Origin of the sequence: Streptomyces yunnanensis (assembly GCF_029011865.1) — a bacterium.
Taxonomy (GTDB): domain Bacteria; phylum Actinomycetota; class Actinomycetes; order Streptomycetales; family Streptomycetaceae; genus Streptomyces; species Streptomyces yunnanensis.
The window spans coordinates 8,796,729-8,818,880 of sequence record NZ_CP095749.1; the positions used below are offsets into that span (position 1 = coordinate 8,796,729).

General features: G+C 70.9%; 2 protein-coding genes. Both read left to right on the forward strand.

What is annotated here, in order from left to right; genetic code table 11:
* The first annotated feature begins 81 nt into the window (after positions 1–81).
* A complete protein-coding gene (locus MOV08_RS38465; RefSeq protein WP_275310758.1) occupies positions 82–14,373 on the forward strand; it encodes a non-ribosomal peptide synthetase in 14,292 nt (4,763 codons plus the stop codon).
* Positions 14,370–21,956, forward strand: coding sequence for a non-ribosomal peptide synthetase (locus tag MOV08_RS38470; RefSeq protein ID WP_275310760.1), 7,587 nt, complete (start codon positions 14,370–14,372; stop codon positions 21,954–21,956). The genes MOV08_RS38465 and MOV08_RS38470 overlap by 4 nt, the downstream gene beginning before the upstream one ends.
* Positions 21,957–22,152 lie beyond the last annotated feature (196 nt).

The window sequence follows — 22,152 nt, forward strand, 5'->3', positions numbered from 1 at the left end:
CTGATGGGGTGACCGAAGCACACCCCCTGAAAGGGCGGAAGCATTATGCAGAAAAACCACGCTCGCCTCCTCCCGCTGACAATGTCTCAGCAGGGAGTGTGGTACGGACAGCAGTTGGATCCGCAGAGCCCGAAGTACAACATCGGTGAATGCATAGAAATCCAAGGCCCCCTGGACGAGGCTCTTTTCATAGCGTCGCTCGAAAAAGTCAGCAGTGACTGCGACAGCCTCAATACCGAGTTCGTGGAGCAGGGCGACGGTATCCACCAGCGCGTGGTGCGCACATCGCCGGGACGTCCGTACGCCGTCGACCTCTCCGCCGAGGCGGACCCGGCCGCGGCCGCGGAGCGCTTCATGGCCGCGGACATGGCCGCCACAGGCACCGCAGACACGTCGGCCGCGCCGCACCATGTCTTCGTTCTGCTCACACTGGGCCCCGACCGCCACTATTGGTACATCCGCTATCACCACATTGTGATGGACGGCCTCGGCGCTTCCGTTCTCGCGCGCAAAGTGGCCGAGACGTATACCGCCGCCGTGCGCGGCGAAGCGGGACCGGAATTATTCGCTCCGCTCAGTGCTCTCGTCGACGACGAGACGGCGTATCGACAGTCTCCTGATTTCGAACGTGACCGGGCGTATTGGACCGAGAAATTCGCTGATTTCTCCCGCTCCGGCCGCGACACCGGAAACGCGCTTCTCGCCACCGCGCACAGCGCGGGCGAAGACGCCTCCCTGCCGCAGCGCGTTCCTTCGCGACCGGGAAACGGTGGCGCACAGCATTCTGGGCGCGGTAACCACCTGCACCAGGGGGAGACTCTCGACCCGCAGGTGATGGACGGACTGCGCGCGCTGGCCGCCACGACCAGAACCACATGGTCCGCCGTCTTCGTGACCGCGGTCGCCGCGTACCTCAGCCGCGTCACCGGCACCGGCGACGTGACGATCGGGCTCGCCTCGAACGGCCGCCCCGGCCGTCTGCGCGCGGTCCCGGCCATGACCGCGAACATCCTCCCGTTGCGCGTGCAGATCACCCCGGGCATGACCGTCGAAGCACTGGTGCGGGCCGTCGCCGCCGAGATGCGACTGGCGCTGCGTCACCGCCGCTACTCCAGGGAACAGCTCGCCCGCGACCTCAGGATCACGGGCGACGCGGCGCGGCTGTGCGATGTGGTGGTGAACGTCATGCCCTACGAGTACGACCTCGACTTCGCCGGAAGCGCCGGCGCCTCAAGGCTGTTGTCCACCGGCCCGGTCGACGATCTCTCCCTCTTCGTGTCCGAGCGCGCGGAGGGAAAGGGGCCGCTGATCGGTTTCGATGTGAACCCGGACCTGTACCACCCCGAGGACGTCCGGCCGCACCAGCAGGGCATCACCGCGCTGGTCGCCGAACTCTCCCGGGCGGACGCGACGTCTCCGCTCTCCCGCCTCGCGATGCTCGACGAGCAGACTGCCGGTCAGATCCTCGCGACAGGGCGCGGCAACCCCCTCGAACGACCGGACAACGAGCCGGCCCGGCGGGCATCACTGCCCGAGCTGTTCGCGGCGCGGGTGGCTGCGGACCCGTGCGCGGTGGCGGTAGCGGGTGGCGAAGTGAGGCTGTCCTATGGGGAGTTGGCGGAGCTTTCGGGTGTCCTGGCGTCGCGTTTGGTGGGGTGTGGTGTAGCGGCTGAGGACGGGGTGGGGGTGCTGCTGGGGCGTTCCGTCGCTGTGGTGACGGCGTCGTTGGCCGCGGTGCGGGCGGGTGGCGCGTATGTGCCGCTGGACATCCGCTGGCCGTCCGAGCGGTTGCGACAGACCGCCCACGGAGCCGGTCTGCGCGTGCTGATCGTCGGCGAGGAGCTGGCCGGCCACGCCTGGGTTGCGGAAGCGCGCGCCTCTCTGCCGGTCGTGGTGGTCGATGCCGTGGGTCGGGTGGTCGACGGTGCGCCTGGGCCCGTCGCTGCGCTGCCTGGCGTGCGGGCCGGTGACCAGCTGGCGTATGTGATGTTCACGTCCGGTTCCACCGGTGTGCCCAAGGGCGTCGGGGTCTCGCATGCGGATGTGGCGGCGCTGGCCGCAGACAGTGCCTGGGCCGGTGGTGTCGCGGACGCGGTGCTCCTGCACTCCGTGTATGTCTTCGACGCCTCGACCTTCGAGATCTGGGTGCCCCTGCTCAACGGTGGGCGTGTGGTCGTCGCCCCGGAGGGCGCCCTGGAGCCCCACGTCCTGCGCGACATCGTCACCACGGAGCAGGTCACCGCCCTGTTCCTGACCACCGCCCTGTTCAACGTCATCGCCGAAGTCGACCCACAGGCCCTCGCCGGGGTCCGCGCGGTCTGCACAGGCGGCGAACGCGCCGCGCCCCGCGCCATGCAGCACCTCGCCCGCGAACTGCCGGGCACCCGCATACACCACGTCTACGGGCCGACGGAGACGACCACCTTCGCCACCCGCCATCACGTCGTCGCCGAAACCCCCACCGGCCCGCCGCCCATCGGCCGCCCCCTCGACGGCATGCGGGCCTACGTCCTCGACTCCGCACTGGGACTGGTACCGCCCGGAGTCGCAGGCGAGCTGTACCTGGCGGGCCCAGGCGTCGCCCGCGGCTACCCAGGTCGTCCGGGGCTGACCGCCGCACGCTTCGTCGCCGACCCCTTCGACCCGTCGGGCGGTCGGATGTACCGCACCGGCGACCTCGTCCGATGGGACGCGGACGGCCGGCTCGTCTACCTCTCCCGGACCGACGACCAGGTCAAACTCCGCGGCCACCGCATCGAACCCGGCGAGATCGAAAGCGTCCTGGCCGGACTGCCCTCGGTGGTCGCCGCCTGCGTCGTCGTACGCGAGGACCTGCCCGGCGACCGGCAACTGGTGGGCTATGTGGTTGCGGCGGACGGCTCCCCCGTGGACGAGGGCGAACTGTCCGCGGCGGTGGCCCGCGTCCTTCCTTCCTACATGGTCCCCTCGGTCTTCGTGTCTCTCGCGACGCTGCCGCTGACGCCGAACGGGAAGGTGGACCGCCGCGCCCTGCCCGCGCCCCGGGTGCCGGAACGCGCTGCCGGGCGCGGCCCGCGTACCGTCCGCGAGGAACTCCTGCTGGCCCTGTTCGCCGACGTCCTCGGCACCGACGGGATCGGCGTGCACGACGACTTCTTCGCCCTCGGGGGGCATTCGCTTCTTGCCACGCGCCTGGTCAGCCGCGCGCGCTCGGCACTCGACGCCGAACTGGACGTGCGCACGCTCTTCCAGCACCCGACCGTCAGCGAACTCGCCACCGCACTGGACACGGCCGACCGGGCGCGGGCCGCCCTCGTCCGCGAGGAGCGTCCGCGAGATCTCCCGCTGTCCTTCGCGCAACAGCGCCTGTGGTTCCTGGGCAGGCTTGAGGGGCCCGGCGCCACCTACAACATCCCGCTGGTGCTCCGGCTCGACGGCCCGCTGGACCTCGATGCGCTGCGCGCCGGGCTCGCCGACGTCGTCCAACGCCACGAGACCCTGCGCACCGTCTTCGTCGAGGAAGGCGGAACACCGCGCCAACATGTGTACGACGCGGCGGAAGCGGCCGGCCTGGTGCCGCTGCGCTTCGAGGAGGCGCCGGGCGGCGGAGGTCCGGCCGCGATCGAGCAGTGGGCCGACGGAGCGATCCTGTCCGCGGCGACCGAAGCCTTCGACGTGTCGGGAGACCCCGCGGTACGGGTGCGGTTGCTGCGCTTGGGTGCCGAGGCGCATGTACTGGTGCTGGTGGTCCATCACATCGCCGCCGACGGTTGGTCGTTGGCTCCGCTGGCCCGGGATCTGGGCGCCGCCTATCGCGCGCGTGCCGAGGGCAGGGCGCCTGACTGGTCGCCGCTGCCGGTGCAGTACGCCGACTACACCCTGTGGCAGCGACGCATGCTGGGCGAGGAGTCCGACGCCGAGAGCCTGACGGCAGGCCAGTTGGAGTTCTGGCGTCGGGCACTGGCCGGTGCGCCCGAAACGCTGGCACTGCCACTGGACCGGCCCCGGCCCGCTGTGTCGCAGCACCGCGGTGACGCCGTTCCCTTCCTCGTCACGGCGGACGCGCATCGCGAGCTCGTCGAGTTGGCGCGGTCGTGCGGATGCACACTGTTCATGGTGGTGCAGGCGGCGGTGTCGGTGTTGTTGTCCCGGCACGGTGCCGGTGACGATGTCCCACTCGGCACGGCGGTGGCCGGCCGGAGCGACGAGGCCCTGGACGATCTGGTCGGGTTCTTCGTCAACACGCTCGTGCTGCGGACGGATCTTTCCGGAGACCCCACCTTCCGCGAACTGCTCAGCCGTGTCAGGGAGTTCGACCTCGCCGCATACGCCCATGGGGACGTGCCGTTCGACCGCGTCGTGGAGGCGTTGAATCCGGCACGCTCGCAGAGCCATCATCCGCTCTTCCAGGTCATGCTGGTCCTGCAGAACCAGGCCGCGGCCGATCTGGACCTGCCCGGGATCACGGTCACCGATCGGCCGGTGCACACCGGTATCAGCAAGTTCGACCTGACCTTCTCGCTCACCGAGACCCACGATGAGGGGGGCCGACCTACGGGGGTGGAGGGGTACCTGGAGTACTCCACCGAGCTGTTCGAGCCCGACACCGCACGGGCGCTGTCCGACCGGCTGTCGCGGCTGCTGACGGCACTGATCGCCGATCCGGATCAACCGATCCACGACATCGAGCTGTTGGACGCGTCCGAACGCGCCGTCGTGCTCGCGCAGGGGCGGGGCGACGTCCGTCGGGTGTCGGCAACGACGATGTCGCAGCAGTTCGAGGCACAGGCGACACGCACGCCGGATGCGGTGGCGGTCCGCGATGGTCGGCGCACCCTGACGTATGCCCAGCTGGAGTTGGAGTCCAACGACCTGGCGCATCATTTGTCGGGGTGTGGGGTCGGTCCGGAGGATCTGGTGGCGTTGGCGCTGCCGGGTACTGCGGGGATGGTTGTGGCGATGTTGGCGGTGTTGAAGGCGGGGGCCGCCTATCTGCCTGTGGACCCGGCTTATCCGGCCGCTCGTATCGCGTTTCTGCTGGAGGATGCCCGTCCCAAGCTGCTGATCACGGACAGTGTGGTGCGGGAGCAACTTCCCGCCAGTGACCTGCCGTTCGTGGTCATGGACGATTCCGCGTCCTGGTCTTTCGGTCATGCCTCCGGTCCGGGTGGTGCGGTGTCGGTTGCGGGTCCGGCGTATGTGATTTACACGTCGGGTTCTACGGGTCGTCCGAAGGGGGTGGTGGTCACTCATGCCTCGGTGGCGTCTCATATGGCGTGGTTGGCCGACCATCTTGGGTTGAGGGTCGAGGACCGGGTGTTGGCGCGGACGTCGCCGAGCTTCGACGCCTCCGTGTGGGAGATCTGGCTGCCGTTGCTCCACGGCGCGTCGGTGTGCCTGATGCCGGCCGACGCCAACAAGGATCCCGATGCTCTCGTGGGTTGGATACGCGACTTCGGTGTGACGGTGGCGCAGTTCGTGCCGTCGCATCTGTCGTTGGTGTTGGGGAGTGGGGGGCCGGTTCCGGGGTGTTTGCGGGCTGTGTTGTGTGGTGGTGAGCCGTTGGTGGGGGAGTTGGCGGTTCGGGTTGCCAAGGCGTGGTCGGTGGAGGTTCACAATCTCTATGGGCCGACGGAGGCGACGATCGATGCGACGGTGCATGCGGTGGTTTCGGGTGGTTCGGGTCCGGTGCCTATTGGGCGGCCGGTCTGGAATGCGCGGGCGTATGTGTTGGATGGGTCGTTGCGTGTGGTGCCGCCTGGTGTGCCGGGGGAGTTGTATCTGGCGGGTGGGTTGTTGGCGCGGGGGTATGTGGGTCGTCCGGGTTTGACGGCGTCGCGTTTCGTGGCTGATCCGTTTGATTCGTCGGGTGGGCGGATGTATCGCACGGGTGATGTGGTGCGGTGGGATGCGCTGGGGCGGATCGAGTATCTGGGGCGGAGTGATGACCAGGTCAAGTTGCGGGGCTATCGCATTGAGTTGGGCGAGGTGGAGAGTGCGCTGACGGCGCTGCCGGCTGTGGCTGCGGCCCGTGTGCTGATCCGCGAGGACCGACCGGGCGACAAGCGCCTGGTGGCCTACGTCGTTCCCGCGCAGGGCAGCGCCGTGCACCAGGCAGCACTGCGCACCGAACTGGCCGGCACGCTGCCCGACTACATGGTTCCGGCCGCGTTCGTCGTCCTCGACGCGTTGCCGCTGCTGCCCAACGGCAAGGTCGACCGCCGTGCTCTGCCCGCGCCCGAGGCGTCGGCGGGCGACAGCGAGGGGCGCGCACCGCACACGGTCCAGGAAGAGATCCTGTGCGGTCTCTTCGCCGACGTGCTGGGCCGGACGCAGGTCGGCGTCCATGACGGCTTCTTCGAACTGGGCGGGCATTCGCTGCTCGCCACCCGACTCGTCAGCCGGGTGCGTTCCGTACTCGGAGTCGAGCTCGCCGTCCGCACGCTCTTCCAGCACCCCACGCCCGCCGGTCTCGCCGCCGCGCTGGACGGAGTGGGGCGGGCCAGGACTCCGGTGGTGCGGGCCGAGCGGCCCACGACCGTGCCGCTGTCCTTCGCCCAGCAACGGCTGTGGTTCCTGGGCAGGCTCGACGGGCCCGGTGCCACCTACAACATCCCGCTCGTGCTGGAACTCGCCGGGACGCTCGATGCCCACGCCCTGAGCTGCGCGCTCGGTGACGTGGTCGAGCGGCATGAGGTGCTGCGCACGGTCTTCCCCGAGCAGGGTGGCGTACCGCGTCAATGCGTACTGGATCCCTCGGCCGTGGACCTGGACCTGTCGGTGCGCGAGATCGACCCCGACGCGCTCGACGCCGCCGTGAGCGCCGCGGTGACGAGTCCGTTCGACGTGGCGACCGATCTGCCGCTGCGTTGCTGGCTGTTCAGGACCGGCGCCGAACGCCATGTGCTGGTGCTGGTGCTGCATCACATAGCCGGTGACGGCTGGTCCCTGGCACCGCTGGCCCGCGACCTGGGCGGCGCCTATCGTGCGCGGATCGCCGGCAGGGCGCCCGACTGGCCGGCGCCGGCGGTGCAGTATGCCGATTACACCCTCTGGCAGCGGGAGATCCTCGGCACGGAGAGCGATCCCGACAGCGTGGCGTCGCAGCAACTCGCCTTCTGGCGGGACACGTTGAGCGATCTCCCGGAGCTGTTGGAACTTCCCCTCGACCGGCCCCGCCCGGCCGTCACGGACCCTGCCGGCGCAGTGTGCGTCCGCACGTTGGACGCCGCCCTGCACGGCCGGTTGCTCGACCTGGCCAGGTCCTCCGGCAGCACGCTGTTCATGGTGCTGCAGGCCGCCGTGGCCACGGTGCTCTCCCGGCACGGCGCCGGCGACGACATTCCCCTCGGCACCCCGGTGGCAGGCCGTACGGACGAGGCACTGGACGACCTGATCGGCTTCTTCGTCAACACCCTCGTCCTGCGCACGGACGTGTCGGGCGACCCGACGTTCCGCGAACTCCTCGACAGGGTGCGGGAGTTCGACCTTTCGGCCTACGCCCATCAGGAGGTGCCCTTCGAGTGGCTGGTGGAGAGCCTCAACCCGGCCCGGGCGCGCAACCACCACCCGCTGTTCCAGACGATGCTGGTGCTGCAGAACCAGGACACCGCGGACACCGAGTTGCCGGGACTGACGGTCGGCAGCCGACTGGTGCACAACGGGGTGAGCAAGTTCGACCTGACCTTCGCCTTCGGTGAGGACGGCGCGCAGGGCGGGCTGACGGCCGGCGTCGAGTACGCGACGGCGCTCTTCGACGCCGCCACCATCGAGGCTCTGACCGGTCGCCTGGTCCGGTTGCTGGAGGCCGTCGCCGCCGACCCGGATCGGCCCCTGCACAGCTACGACCTGCTGTCCGAGGGTGAACGCGCCGAGGTCGCCGGCTGGGGCGAGGGCGTGCGCCTTCCGGCCGGTACAACGACGGCGAGCCTGCCCGACCTGTTCGCGGCGCGGGCGGCTGCGGACCCGTGCGCGGTAGCGGTAGCGGGTGGCGAAGTGAGGCTGTCCTATGGGGAGTTGGCGGAGCTTTCGGGTGTCCTGGCGTCGCGTTTGGTGGGGTGTGGTGTAGCGGCTGAGGACGGGGTGGGGGTGCTGCTGGGGCGTTCCGTCGCTGTGGTGACGGCGTCGTTGGCCGCGGTGCGGGCGGGTGGCGCGTATGTGCCGCTGGACATCCGCTGGCCCGTGGAGCGGCTGCGTCAGGTCGCGGGCGTCAGTGGCATCCGGGTGCTGGTGGTCGGTGAGGAGCTCGCCGGTCACGGGTGGGTCGACGAGATGCGGCGGCGCGTGCCGGTCGTGGTGGTCGATGCCGTGGGTCGGGTGGTCGACGGTGCGCCTGGGCGCGTCGGTGCGCTGCCTGGCGTGCGGGCCGGTGATCAGCTGGCGTATGTGATGTTCACGTCCGGTTCCACCGGTGTGCCCAAGGGCGTCGGGGTCTCGCATGCGGATGTGGCGGCGTTGGCCGCCGACAGTGCCTGGGCCGGTGGTGTCGCGGACGCGGTGCTCCTGCACTCCGCGTATGTCTTCGACGCCTCGACCTTCGAGATCTGGGTGCCCCTCCTCAACGGCGGACGGGTGGTCGTCGCCCCGGAGGGTGCTCTCGAACCGCACGTCCTACGCGACATCGTCACCACCGAGAACGTCACCGCCCTGTTCCTGACCACCGCCCTGTTCAATGTCGTGGCGGAGGTGGACCCGCAGGCGCTGGCCGGTGTCCGGATGGTCTGCGCGGGCGGCGAGGCGGCCTCGCCCGCAGCGATGCAGCAGGTCGCCGGGCAACTGCCCGGCACGCGGGTCCACCACGTCTACGGTCCGACGGAGACCACCACCTTCGCCACCCGCCACCACGTCACCCCCGAAACACCGCTGGGACCCCCTCCCATCGGACGGGCCCTCGACGGCATGCGCGCCTACGTGCTGGACGCGGGCCTGGCAAGGGTGGCGCCAGGCGTGACCGGCGAGCTGTACCTCGCCGGACCGGGGGTGGCCCGCGGCTATCTGGGCCGCCCGGCCCTGACGGCCACGCGTTTCGTGGCCGATCCGTTCGATCCGTCGGGCGGTCGGATGTACCGCACCGGCGACCTCGTCCGGTGGGACGCGGACGGCCGGCTGGTCTACCTCTCCCGCGCCGACGACCAGGTCAAACTCCGCGGCTACCGCATCGAACCCGGCGAGGTGGAGGGCGTTCTGGCCGGTCTGCCGGGCGTCGCCACCGCGTACGTGCGGGTCCGGGAGGACCTGCCGGGCGACCGGCGACTGGTCGGGTATGCGGTGCCCTCCGCCGGTGCGGCGCTGAACCCCGCGGAGCTGGCGACAGGCGTGGGACAGGCACTCCCGGCGTACATGGTTCCCTCCGCGTTCGTCGTGCTGGACGCACTGCCGCTGACGCCGAACGGGAAGGTCGACCACCGTGCGCTTCCGGCGCCCGAGGCGTCCGGCGGCGGTGAAGGCCGAGGTCCGCGGACGGCCCGCGAGGAGATCCTGTGCGGCCTGTTCGCCGCGGTGCTGGGCCTCGACCGGGTCGGCGTGGCGGACAACTTCTTCGAGGCCGGTGGGCATTCGCTGCTGGCGACGCGACTGGTGAGCCGGGTGCGCTCGGTCCTGGGCGTCGAGATCGAAGTCCGTGCGCTCTTCGAGCACCCGACAGTCGCCGGACTCGCCGCGGTCCTCGACGCCGCCGACGCGGCAAGGCCGTCGGTACTGCCCGAACAGCGGCCCGAAGGCATGCCGCTCTCCTTCGCGCAGCAGCGCCTGTGGTTCCTGAGCAGGCTCGAAGGGCCCGGCGCCACCTACAACATCCCGATGGTGCTGCGGCTCGACGGCCCGCTGGACGTCGAGGCGCTGGGTGCCGCACTGGGCGACCTCGTCGAACGCCACGAGACCCTGCGCACCGTCTACCCGGTGACCGACGGCGTCGCCCGTCAGCTGGTGCTGGACGCGTCCGCAGTCGACCTCGCACCGCGACCCCGGGACGTGTCGCCCGCCGAGCTCGACCGGGCGCTCACGGACACCGTCAGCTGCGCGTTCGACCTGGCAGCGGACGTTCCCGTGCAGGTGCGGCTGCTGCGGTTGGGCGCCGAGGCGCATGTACTGGTGCTGGTGGTCCATCACATTGCCGCGGATGGTTGGTCGGTGGCGCCACTGGCCCGGGATCTGGGCGCCGCCTATCGGGCGCGTATCGCCGGCAGCGCTCCTGACTGGTCGCCGTTGCCGGTGCAGTACGCCGACTACACCCTGTGGCAGCGACGCATGCTGGGTGAGGAGTCCGACGCCGAGAGCCTGTCGGCACGCCAACTGGACTTCTGGCGGCAACGGCTCGCGGGCATACCCGAGTTGGTCGAGCTCCCCTGGGACCGGCCGAGGCCCGCGGTGCTGAAGCACGAGGGCGAAGCCCTCACCTTCGTGATCGACCAGGACACGCACCGCGGGCTCGTCGAGTTGGCGCGGTCGTCGGGATGCACCCTGTTCATGGTGTTGCAGGCGGCGGTGTCGGTCCTGCTCTCCCGGCACGGTGCCGGAGACGACGTCCCGCTCGGTACCGCGGTGGCCGGCCGGACCGATGAGGCACTGGACGAGCTGGTCGGGTTCTTCGTCAACACGCTCGTACTGCGCACGGACCTGTCCGGCGATCCAGGATTCCGTGAACTGCTCGTCCGGGTAAGGGAGTTCGACCTCGCGGCGTTCGCGCATCAGGACGTGCCGTTCGAGCGGTTGGTGGAGGCACTCAACCCGGCGCGGTCGCAGGATCGTCATCCGCTCTTCCAGGTGATGCTGGTGCTGCAGAACCAGGCAGCGGCGGACGTCGAACTGCCCGGGATCACGGTGACCGGTCAGCCGGTGCACACGGGTATCAGCAAGTTCGACCTGACCTTCTCGCTGACTGAAAAGCGGGATGAAGCGGGTGGTGGCGCGGGCATCGACGGCCACCTGGAGTACTCCACCGAGCTGTTCGAGCCCGGCACCGTCCGGGCCCTGGCCGAACGCCTGTCCCGGCTGCTGGCAGCCGTGGTCGCCGACCCCGACCTGCGCGTGCACGACGTCGAACTGTTCACCGACGAGGAGCGGGCGCGGGTGATCGCCGCAGGCCACGGCCGGTCTCGGCCGGTGTCGCGGCTGACCGTGCCGGAGCTCTTCAGCGGTCAGGTGACACGCACGCCGGATGCGGTGGCGGTCCGCGATGGTCGGCGCACCCTGACGTATGCCCAGCTGGAGTTGGAGTCCAACGACCTGGCGCATCATTTGTCGGGGTGTGGGGTCGGTCCGGAGGATCTGGTGGCGTTGGCGCTGCCGGGTACTGCGGGGATGGTTGTGGCGATGTTGGCGGTGTTGAAGGCGGGGGCCGCCTATCTGCCTGTGGACCCGGCTTATCCGGCCGCTCGTATCGCGTATCTGCTGGAGGATGCCCGTCCCAAGCTGCTGATCACGGACCGTGTGGTGCGGGAGCAACTTCCCGCCAGTGACCTGCCGTTCGTCGTCATGGACGATTCCGCGTCCTGGTCTTTCGGCCACGCCTCCGGTCCGCGTGGTGCGGTGTCGGTTGCGGGTCCGGCGTATGTGATTTACACGTCGGGTTCTACGGGGCGTCCGAAGGGGGTGGTGGTCACCCATGCCTCGGTGACGTCTCATATGGCGTGGTTGGCCGACCATCTTGGGTTGACGGTCGAGGACCGGGTGTTGGCGCGGACGTCGCCGAGCTTCGACGCCTCCGTGTGGGAGATCTGGCTGCCGTTGCTCCACGGCGCCTCCACCTGTCTGGTCTCACCCGAGACCAATCGTGATCCGGATCAACTGCTTTACCGCATACGGGACTTCGGTGTGACGGTGGCGCAGTTCGTGCCGTCGCATCTGTCGTTGGTGTTGGGGAGTGGGGGGCCGGTTCCGGGGTGTTTGCGGGCTGTGTTGTGTGGTGGTGAGCCGTTGGTGGGGGAGTTGGCGGTTCGGGTTGCCAAGGCGTGGTCGGTGGAGGTTCACAATCTCTATGGGCCGACGGAGGCGACGATCGATGCGACGGTGCATGCGGTGGTTTCGGGTGGTTCGGGTCCGGTGCCTATTGGGCGGCCGATCTGGAATGCGCGGGCGTATGTGTTGGATGGGTCGTTGCGTGTGGTGCCGCCTGGTGTGCCGGGGGAGTTGTATCTGGCGGGTGGGTTGTTGGCGCGGGGGTATGTGGGTCGTCCGGGTTTGACGGCGTCGCGTTTCGTGGCTGATCCGTTTGATTCGTCGGGTGGGCGGATGTATCGCACGGGTGATGTGGTGCGGTGGGATGCGCTGGGGCGGATCGAGTATCTGGGGCGGAGTGATGACCAGGTCAAGTTGCGGGGCTATCGCATTGAGTTGGGCGAGGTGGAGAGTGCGCTGACGGCGCTGCCGGCTGTGGCTGCGGCCCGTGTGCTGATCCGCGAGGACCGACCGGGCGACAAGCGCCTGGTCGGGTATCTGGTGGTCGATGCCGGGCAGCGGGTGGACGCCGCCGAGCTGCGCCGTAGCCTTGCGGCGACCCTGCCCGACTACATGGTTCCGGCCGCGTTCGTCGTCCTCGACGCGTTGCCGCTGCTGCCCAACGGCAAGGTCGACCGGCGCGCCCTGCCCGCCCCCGAACCGGACACGCACCGGGGCGGCGGACTGGCTCCGCGTACCGACGAGGAACGGCTCCTGTGCGGGGTGGTCGCCGAGACGCTCGGCCTCCCGGAGGTCGGCGTCGACGACGACTTCTTCGCCCTCGGCGGCGACAGCATCCTGTCGATCCAGGTCGTCAGCAGGGCCCGTAACGCGGGACTGGTCATCACGCCGCGCGACGTCTTCGTCCACCGCACCGTGGAGGCGATCGCGTCGGTCGCCGTGCCGCTGGGCGCGGAGGCGGAGACCGCGGCCACCCCGGGCATCGGAGAGGTGCCGCTCACGCCCATCGCCGCGTGGTTCCTCGACCGGCCCGGCACCCTCGACGGCTACAACCAGTCGAGCGTGCTGAGATCACCGGCCGGGGCAACGGAGAAGGACATCGCCGCGGCGCTCCAACTGCTCCTGGACCACCACGACATGCTGCGGCTCCGGGTGAGTGCAACGCCCGGCGGGCGGCCCGGGCTCGAAGTCCTGCCGCAGGGCGCGGTGAGCGCCCGCGCGCGGCTGACCCGGGTCGACATCGCCGGGCTCGACGGCGCACGGACCGATGCGGTGGTAGCCGAGGCGGCCGAGGCCGCCCGCCTGCGGCTGCGGCCCGGCAAGGGCGACGTGCTGGAGGCCGTCTGGTACGACGCGGGGCCCGACCGGCCCGGTCGGCTGCTGCTCGTCGTCCATCACCTCGCGGTGGACGCGGTCTCGTGGCGCACCCTCACCGCCGACCTGGCCGCCGCCTGGCAGGCGGTCGTCGCCGGCGCGGCGGGCGACACCTCGCCGCTGCCGCCGGTGCGCACCTCCTACCGCAGATGGGCGGAGCTGCTGGTGGCCGATGCGCGGAGCGCCGAGCGCGCCGCGGAACTGCCGCTCTGGCAGGAGATCCTGCGCACCGAGGACCCGCAGTGGGGATACCGGCCGCTCGACCCGGACCGGGACACCGCCGACGGCGTGCGGACGCTGACGGTCACCCTGCCCGCACAGTGGACACAGCCGCTGCTGACCACCGTGCCGACCGCGTTCCACGCGGGGGTCAACGATGTGCTGCTGACGGGCCTGGCGCTGGCGGTCACTGGATGGCGTGCCGAACGCGGGGGCGTGGGCGGGTCGGCCGTCCTGCTCGACCTGGAGGGGCACGGCCGCGAGCAGATCGCGGAGAACATCGACCTGTCCCGGACCGTCGGCTGGTTCACCAGCATGTACCCGGTGCGGCTCGATCCGGGTCCGGTGAGCCGGTACGAGGCGCGGGCGTTCGACGCCCCGCTCGTCGACCGCGCGCTGAAGCGGATCAAGGAACAGCTGCGGGCCGTACCGGACCACGGCATCGGCTACGGCCTGCTGCGTCACCTCAACCCCCGCACCCGCGACGCGCTCGGGGACGCCGTGACGCCGCAGATCGGCTTCAACTACCTGGGCCGCTATGCCGGTTCATCGGCAGCCGGCGACGCCGGTGACTGGCAGCTGCTCTTCGACGGGGGCGGGCCACGCAGTCAGGACCCGGACATGCCGGTGCATCACGTGCTGGACATCAACGCCTACACCAAGGACCTGCCGGAGGGGCCGCAGCTCGTCGCCGGCTGGACCTGGCCGACGGATCTGCTCAAGGAGGAGGACGTCGAGGAACTCGCCGAAGGCTGGCTGCGGGCGCTGCGTGCCGTCGCCGAACACGCCCAGGCACCCGACGCCGGCGGCTACACGCCTTCCGACCTTCCGTTGGTCTCGCTCAACCAGGCTCAGATCGATCGACTGCAGAACAAGCTGCAGAACAAGTGGGGTGGACGCAAGTGACCGGGTTCCAACTGCAGGACGTCCTGCCGTTGACACCGCTGCAGGCAGGCATGCTGTTCCATGCCGTGTACGACTCCGAGGCGGTGGACGTCTACACCGCGCAGTTCGTCTTCGACATCGAGGGACCGGTCGACGCGGCGGTGCTGTACGCGGCCGTCAAGGGACTGCTGCGCAGGCACGCGAACCTTCGCGTGGGGTTCCTCCACGAGGACCTCGACGAGCCGGTCCAGGCCGTCGCCGTGGAAGTCCCGCCGCTCTTCGAGGAGCTCGACTTCGGCACGGGTGACGACGCCGAGCGCGCCGAGCGGCTCGCCGCATTCCTGGCCGACGACCGCACGCGGCGCTTCGACCTCTCCGAACCGCCCCTGATGCGGTTCACCCTGATCCGGATGGCGCACCACCGCTACCACCTGGTCATGACCAACCATCACCTCCTCCTCGACGGCTGGTCGATGCCGCTGCTGGTGCGGGAGCTGTTCGAGCTCTATGCGCGCGGCGGGGACGGCAGCGCGATGCCGCGCGTCGCGCCCTACCGGGACTACCTCGCCTGGCTGGCCGCCCAGGACCGTACGGCTGCGGCCGGCGCCTGGCGCACGGCGCTCGCCGGCGTGGCGCAGCCGACGCTGCTGGCCGGGGAGAAGTCGGCCTCCGTGTCGTCGGGCGAGCTGCCCGAGCAGGTGGTGCTGAATCTGGGCGCGGCCACCACCGCCCGTCTGCGGGATACGGCCCGCCGGCACCGCCTGACGCTCAACACGGTGGTGCAGGGCGCCTGGGGCGTACTGCTGCACCAACTCACCGGGCAGGACGACGTGTTGTTCGGCACCACCGTCTCGGGACGGCCGCCGGAGATCCCCGGCGTCGACACCATGGTCGGACTGTTCATCAACACGATTCCGGTCCGCGTCGGCATACGCCCCGACGACACCCTGGCCGCGCTGCTGGACCGGATGCAGGACGAGCAGGGCCGGCTCCTGGGCTGCCAGCACCTCGGGCTGACCGAGATCCGCGCCCTGACCGGCCTGGACGACCTCTTCGACACGCTCGCCGTGTTCGAGAACTACCCGATGGACGCGGAGGCGCTGCGGCAGGCCCAGGAGGGCCTCCCCGGCCTTCGGGTCACCGGCTTCCGCGGCACCGACGCGGCGCACTATCCGCTCACCCTCACCATCGCACCGGGCGATGATCTGCGGATCACCTTCGGCCATCGCACGGACGCCTTCGACTCCGGCACTGTACGACTGATGGCCGAGCGGCTGCGGCGGCTGCTGGAAGCCTGCGCCGATGACCTGGAGCAGCGTGTCGCCGGCCTCTCGGTGCTGCTCGACGGTGAGCATGCGCGGCTGCTCGACCAGGGGAGGGGCGCCCGCTTACCGGCCGGTGTGCTCCATGCCGGCCTGCCGGAACTGTTCGCCTCCCGGGTGGCGTCGGCCCCGGACGCGGTGGCGGTCAGGCGGGGCGAAAGCGCCCTGTCCTACGCGGAGTTGGACGGACTCTCCGGTTCCCTGGCGCGGTGCCTGACGGGCCTGGGCGTAGCCGCCGAGGACGGTGTCGGTGTGCTGGTCGGCCGCTCGGCCGCAGTGGTGACGGCCTCGCTGGCCGCAGTCCGGGCCGGCGGCGCGTACGTACCGCTGGACGCCCGCTGGCCGGTCGGGAGGCTGCGCCGGATATCCGCCGCGGCCGGCCTGCGCGCACTCGTCGTCGCGGCGGACCTCGCCGGCCACCCCTGGGTGACGGAGGCTCGCGGCTCCCTCCCGGTCGTGGTGGTGGACACCGACGGGCGGGTCGTGGACGGCGCACCCGTCGCGCCGGGCACGCTTCCCCGCCTCCCCGGCGGCACGCGGCTGGCGTACGTGATGTTCACCTCCGGCTCCACCGGCGACCCCAAAGCCATCGGTGTCACGCACGGCGACGTGGCGGCGCTCACCGCCGACGCCATGTGGCGCGGCGCCGCCGACGCGGTCCTGATGCACTCCGCCTACGTCTTCGACGCCTCGACCTGCGAGATCTGGGTCCCGCTGCTCAACGGCGGCACGGTCGTCGTCGCGCCCGACGGGCCACTCGAACCGCATCGCCTCGGCCGCGCACTGGCGGCCGAGCGGATCACCGCTCTCTTCCTGACCACCTCCCTGTTCAACATCGTCGCCGACACCGATCCGCACCTCTTCGAGACGGTGCGACTGGTGGCGACCGGCGGCGAGGCGGCGGCAGCGGGCGTCCTGCAACGCGCCGCGACCGCCTGCCCCCGGACGTCGTTCGTCAACGCCTACGGGCCGACGGAGGCCACGACGTTCGCGACGCGCTACGAGGTGCCGTCGCAGCCGATCGCGGAGCACCGGGTTCCGCCCATCGGCAAGCCGCTGGACGGTATGCGCTGCCACGTCCTCGACGCCCGGCTGCGACCGGTGCCCGCGGGCGTGGTGGGCGAGCTGTACCTCGCCGGTCCGGGAGTGGCCCGCGGGTACGTGGGCCACCCGGCCCTGACGGCCACGCGTTTCGTGGCCGATCCGTTCGATCCGTCGGGCGGTCGGATGTACCGTACCGGCGACCTCGTCCGGTGGGACGCGGACGGCCGGCTGGTCTACCTCTCCCGCGCCGACGACCAGGTCAAACTCCGCGGCCACCGCATCGAACCCGGCGAGATAGAAACCGCGCTCACCGCCCTGCCGACGGTGACGGCCGCCTGCGTCGTCGTCCGCGAGGACGCCCCCGGCGACCGGCGGCTGGTGGCCTATGTCGTGGCGGCGGACGGCGCCACGACAACGGCGGAGGCACTGGCGGAGCAGCTGGGCCGGACGCTGCCCGGGTACCTGGTCCCCTCGGTGTTCGTCGTGCTGGACGCACTGCCGCTGACCCCGAACGGAAAGCTCGACCGGCGGGCACTGCCGGCGCCCCGACACACCGCGGACACCGGCGGACGCGGCCCGCGCACCGTGCGGGAGGAACTGCTCGCCGACCTGTTCGCCGACGTGCTCGGCATCGGCCGCGTCCCCGTCGACGAGAGCTTCTTCTCGCTCGGCGGGCACTCCCTGCTGGCCACCCGCCTGGTCAGCCGCATCCGCACCGCACTCGGCGTGGAACTCGAAGTGCGCACGCTCTTCGAGCACCCCACCGTCGCCCGACTGGCCGCGGCCCTCGACGGCGCGGGCACGGCGCGGGAGGCCATCGTGCCCGCGCAGCGCCCGGCGCGACTTCCGCTGTCCTTCGCACAGCAGCGCCTGTGGTTCCTGGGCAGGCTGGACGGACCCGGCGCCACCTACAACATCCCGCTGGTGCTGCGGCTCGACGGGCCGCTGGACGTGGGCGCCCTGGGTGCCGCCCTGGGCGACGTCATCGAGCGCCACGAGACCCTGCGCACCGTCTTCCCCCAGCACGACGGCGTGCCCGAGCAGGTGGTCCTCGGCCCGGCTCAGGCGCAGCTCGCGCTGACCGTCGACGAGGTCGAGGAGTCCGACCTGTCCGACCGGATCTCCGCCGCGGCGACCGAGCCGATCGACGTGGAGGCCCAGCTGCCGCTGCGGGTGAGCCTGCTGCGGCTGGGCGCGGAGAGCCATGTGGTGGTACTGGCGCTGCATCACATCGCCGGCGACGGCTGGTCGTTGGCACCGCTGGCCCGGGACCTGGGCGCCGCCTATCGGGCCCGGAGTGCCGGCACGGCTCCCGACTGGTCGCCGCTGCCGGTGCAGTACGCCGACTACACGCTCTGGCAGCGGCGCATGCTGGGTGAGGAGTCCGACGCCGAGAGCCTCGCGGCCCACCAACTGGCCTTCTGGCGCCAGGCCCTGGCGGGTGCGCCGGAGGCGCTGGTCCTGCCCTGGGACCGGCCGCGGCCCGCACTGCTCAAGCACGAGGGCGAAGCGCTCACCTTCGTGATCGACCAGGACACGCACCGCGGGCTCGTCGAGTTGGCGCGGTCCTCGGGATGCACCCTGTTCATGGTGGTGCAGGCGGCGGTGTCGATGCTGTTGTCCCGGCACGGTGCCGGTGACGACGTCCCGCTCGGCACCGCGGTGGCCGGCCGGAGCGATGAGGCGCTGGACGATCTGGTCGGGTTCTTCGTCAACACGCTCGTACTGCGCACGGACCTGTCGGGAGATCCCACCTTCCGTGAACTCCTCGACCGGGTACGGGAGTTCGACCTGGCGGCGTTCGCGCATCAGGACGTGCCGTTCGAGCGGTTGGTGGAGGCACTCAACCCGGCGCGGTCGCAGGACCGTCATCCGCTCTTCCAGGTGATGCTGGTGCTGCAGAACCAGGCAGCAGCGGACGTCGAACTGCCCGGGATCACGGTGACCGGTCAGCCGGCGCACACCGGCGTCAGCAAGTTCGACCTGAGCTTCAGCTTCACCGAGAGGCGGGACGAGGCGGGTGGTGCCGCGGGCATCGACGGCCACGTGGACTACTCCACCGAACTGTTCGAGCCCGAGACCGTGCACCGGCTCGCCGACCGGCTCCGCTGCCTGCTGTCCGCGGTCGTGGCCGACGCCGACCTGCCCGTCCGCAGCTATGACCTGCTCGCCGCCGAAGAGCGGTCGCGGATGCTGGAGGAATGGGGACGCGGCCCCGTCGGATACCTGCCGACCCCGACGGTGCCGGAGCTCTTCGGGGAGTGGGTGACGCGTACCCCCGAAGCCCGGGCCGTACGCGACGCGACGGGCGCCTTGACCTACGCGCAGCTCAACGCCCGGGCCAACGACCTCGCCCGGCACCTGTCGGGACAGGGCATCGGCCCCGAGGGCCTGGTGGCCCTCGCCCTGCCCCGGTCGGCCGACATGATCGTCGCGATACTGGCGGTACTGAAAACAGGAGCGGCCTACCTGCCGGTCGACCCCGCATACCCGCCCGCCCGCATCTCCTTCATGCTCGACGACGCCGCGCCGGCCTTCCTCATCACCACCGCCGCGCTGCGCGCCGGACTGCCCACCACCGCCCGCTGCCTGGCCCTCGACGACACCGCAGCCTGGTCCACCGGCCACACCGCCGACCCGCGCACCGGCCCCCTGCCCACCCACCCCGCCTATGTCATCTACACCTCCGGCTCCACCGGCCGGCCCAAGGGCGTCGTGGTCACTCACCAGGGCGTCGGCGCGATGGTCCGTACACAGGCGGAAAGGCTCGGCCTCACCCCCTCCAGCCGGGTCCTGCAGATGGCATCGGTCAGCTTCGACGCGGCGTTCTGGGACATCTGCATGGGACTGTTGACCGGTGCCTGCCTGGAGGTCGCGGACCCGGCACAGCTGGTGCCGGGGCCCCCGCTCGCCGGCCTGCTCGCGGAACGCGGAATCACCCACCTGACCCTCCCGCCGGCCGCCCTCGCGGTCATGCCGCAGGACGAGGGCATCCCCGGCGGTACCACCCTGGTGCTCGCCGGGGAGGCGTGCCCACCGGCGCTGGTCGACCGGTGGGCCGGCGGCCGGCGGCTGGTCAACGCCTACGGCCCGACCGAGACCACGGTCTGCGCGACCCTGAGCGACTTCCAGGAGCCGGCCGGCCCGGAGGCATCGTCCCGCCGGGTACCGATCGGCATCCCGGTGCGCAACGCACAGGTGTATGTACTCGACCCGGCAATGGAGTTGGTGCCGCCGGGGGTGATCGGAGAACTGTACGTGGCCGGTGACGGACTGGCCCGCGGCTACCTGAACCGTCCGGGCCTGACCGCCGCCCGGTTCGTCGCCGACCCGTTCAGCCACACCGGCGGACGCATGTACCGTACCGGCGACCTCGTCCGCTGGAACGACCGCGGCGAGCTCGAATACGTCTCCCGCGCCGACGACCAGGTCAAGCTACGGGGCTTCCGCATCGAACTCGGGGAAATCGAGGCGGTGTTGGCCGCGGTGCCCGGGATCACCGCCGCCTGCGCCGTCGTCCGGGAGGACCGGCCCGGCGACCGTCGGCTGGTGGCCTACGCCGTTCCCACCGACGGGCAGTGGGAGGAGGCGACCGCCCGGATGCGCCAGGCACTCGTCGCGCAGCTTCCCGAGTACATGGTGCCGTCCGCGTTCGTCGCGCTGGACGCCCTGCCCCTCACCCCGAACGGGAAGATCGACCGCCGGGGACTGCCCGCCCCCGGCCCCTCCACGGGCACAGGCGCCGGCCGCGCCCCGGGCACCGAACAGGAGAAGCTGCTGTGCGAGGTGTTCGCCGATGTCCTGGGTGTCCCTGAAGTGGGTCTCGACGACGACTTCTTCGAGGCCGGCGGACACTCCCTGCTCGCGGTCAGGCTGGCCCAGCGCATTGAGGACAGGTTCGGCGTACGGCCGTCGATGCGTGCCCTCTTCGCCGCACCCACCCCCGACGGCGTGCGGCGCCTCCTGGACGAGCCGGCCGGCGGCTCCGGCCACGCGCCCGGCCCCGATCCGCGCCAGGACGTGCACCTGGCGCCCGACATCGCCCCGGCGCTCGGGCCCGCGCCCGGCGAACCCGCAGGCCCGCGTCGCCCGTTGCTGACCGGCGCCTCGGGCTTCCTCGGAGCGTTCCTCCTGCGCGATCTGCTGGAATCGACGGGCGGCCCGGTGGACTGCCTGGTGCGGGCTCGCGACACCGCCGAGGGAGCGCGCAGGCTGCGGTCCGGCCTGGAGCGGTACGGGTTGTGGAAGGAGCACTACGGCGACCTGATCCGGCCCCTGCCGGGTGACCTGGGCGCGCCGGGCCTGGGCCTGTCCGACGCGGAGCACAAGGCACTGCGCAAGCGGGTCGGCGCTGTGTACCACAACGGCGCCACAGTCAATTTCGCCGCCCCGTACGCCGAACTCCGCGCTGCCAACGTCACGGGCACCGAGGAACTCCTCCGCATCGCCGCCGCGTCGGAGTCGACCGGCGTGCACTACGTCTCCACCACCGGCGTGTACCCACCGCACACGTCCGTCCCCGGCCCCCTCACGGAAGCCTCCGCCACCGGCCCCGTGCACGAACTGGCCGACGGCTATTCGCAGAGCAAGTGGGTCGCCGAGGGGATCGTACGTATCGCACAGAGCCGCGGAATCCCGGTGACCATCTACCGTCCCGCGCGTATCTCGGGAGCCTCGCGCACGGGCGCCTGCCAGGACCGCGACCTGCTGTGGCAGTACATCAAGGGATGCCTCCAGGCACAGGCGGTACCCGAAGGATCCGACGAGTCGACCGACTGGATACCGGTCGACTACGTGAGCGCCGCAGTCGTGGCCCTGGCCAACAACCAGCAGGCGCCACAGACCCCGCCACAGACCCTGGCCGGTCCGGAACAGACAACCTTCCATCTCACCCACCCCGCACCGCCCATGCTCTCGCAGGTGTTCCGGACAGCGGCCGCCCTGGGCTACACGGTGCAGCCGGTGCCACTCGACCACTGGCGCAAGTTGGTGGCCGACCAGCCGGACAACGCCGCCCAGCTCTTCCTCGGCGGTACCGACCGGCAGGAGACCGCCGACGAAGCCGACGGCCGGCCCCGCCGCCGGCGCCGCACCTTGGACTCCTCCCTCACCCACCGAGCGGCGGCGGCATCGGGAGTCCACCTCCCGCCCTTCACCGACGAGACCGTACGGGCCTACCTGACGTACTTCGCCGGCACGGGATTCCTCCCCACCCCCAACTCCAACCCCAACCGCTGAACGGGCCCGGCACGCCCTCCCGGCACCCACGACGCACCCCGCGGAGGTAGTCCCGCAACCTGCCCCTTGACCTGCGCCCCAGCAGGCCAAGGGGCAGTTTGTGCGGAGGTGTTCGGACAATTCCTACCGACTACGGCTGCGGGCTGAATGACCGATAAGCAACCCTGGTGTGAGGCGTTACCAACAGCAGGTGCAT

Excerpts from the sequence above, each read along its gene's own strand:
- MOV08_RS38465 (WP_275310758.1), top strand. The coding sequence starts at position 82 with ATGTCTCAGCAGGGAGTGTGGTACGGACAGCAGTTGGATCCGCAGAGC.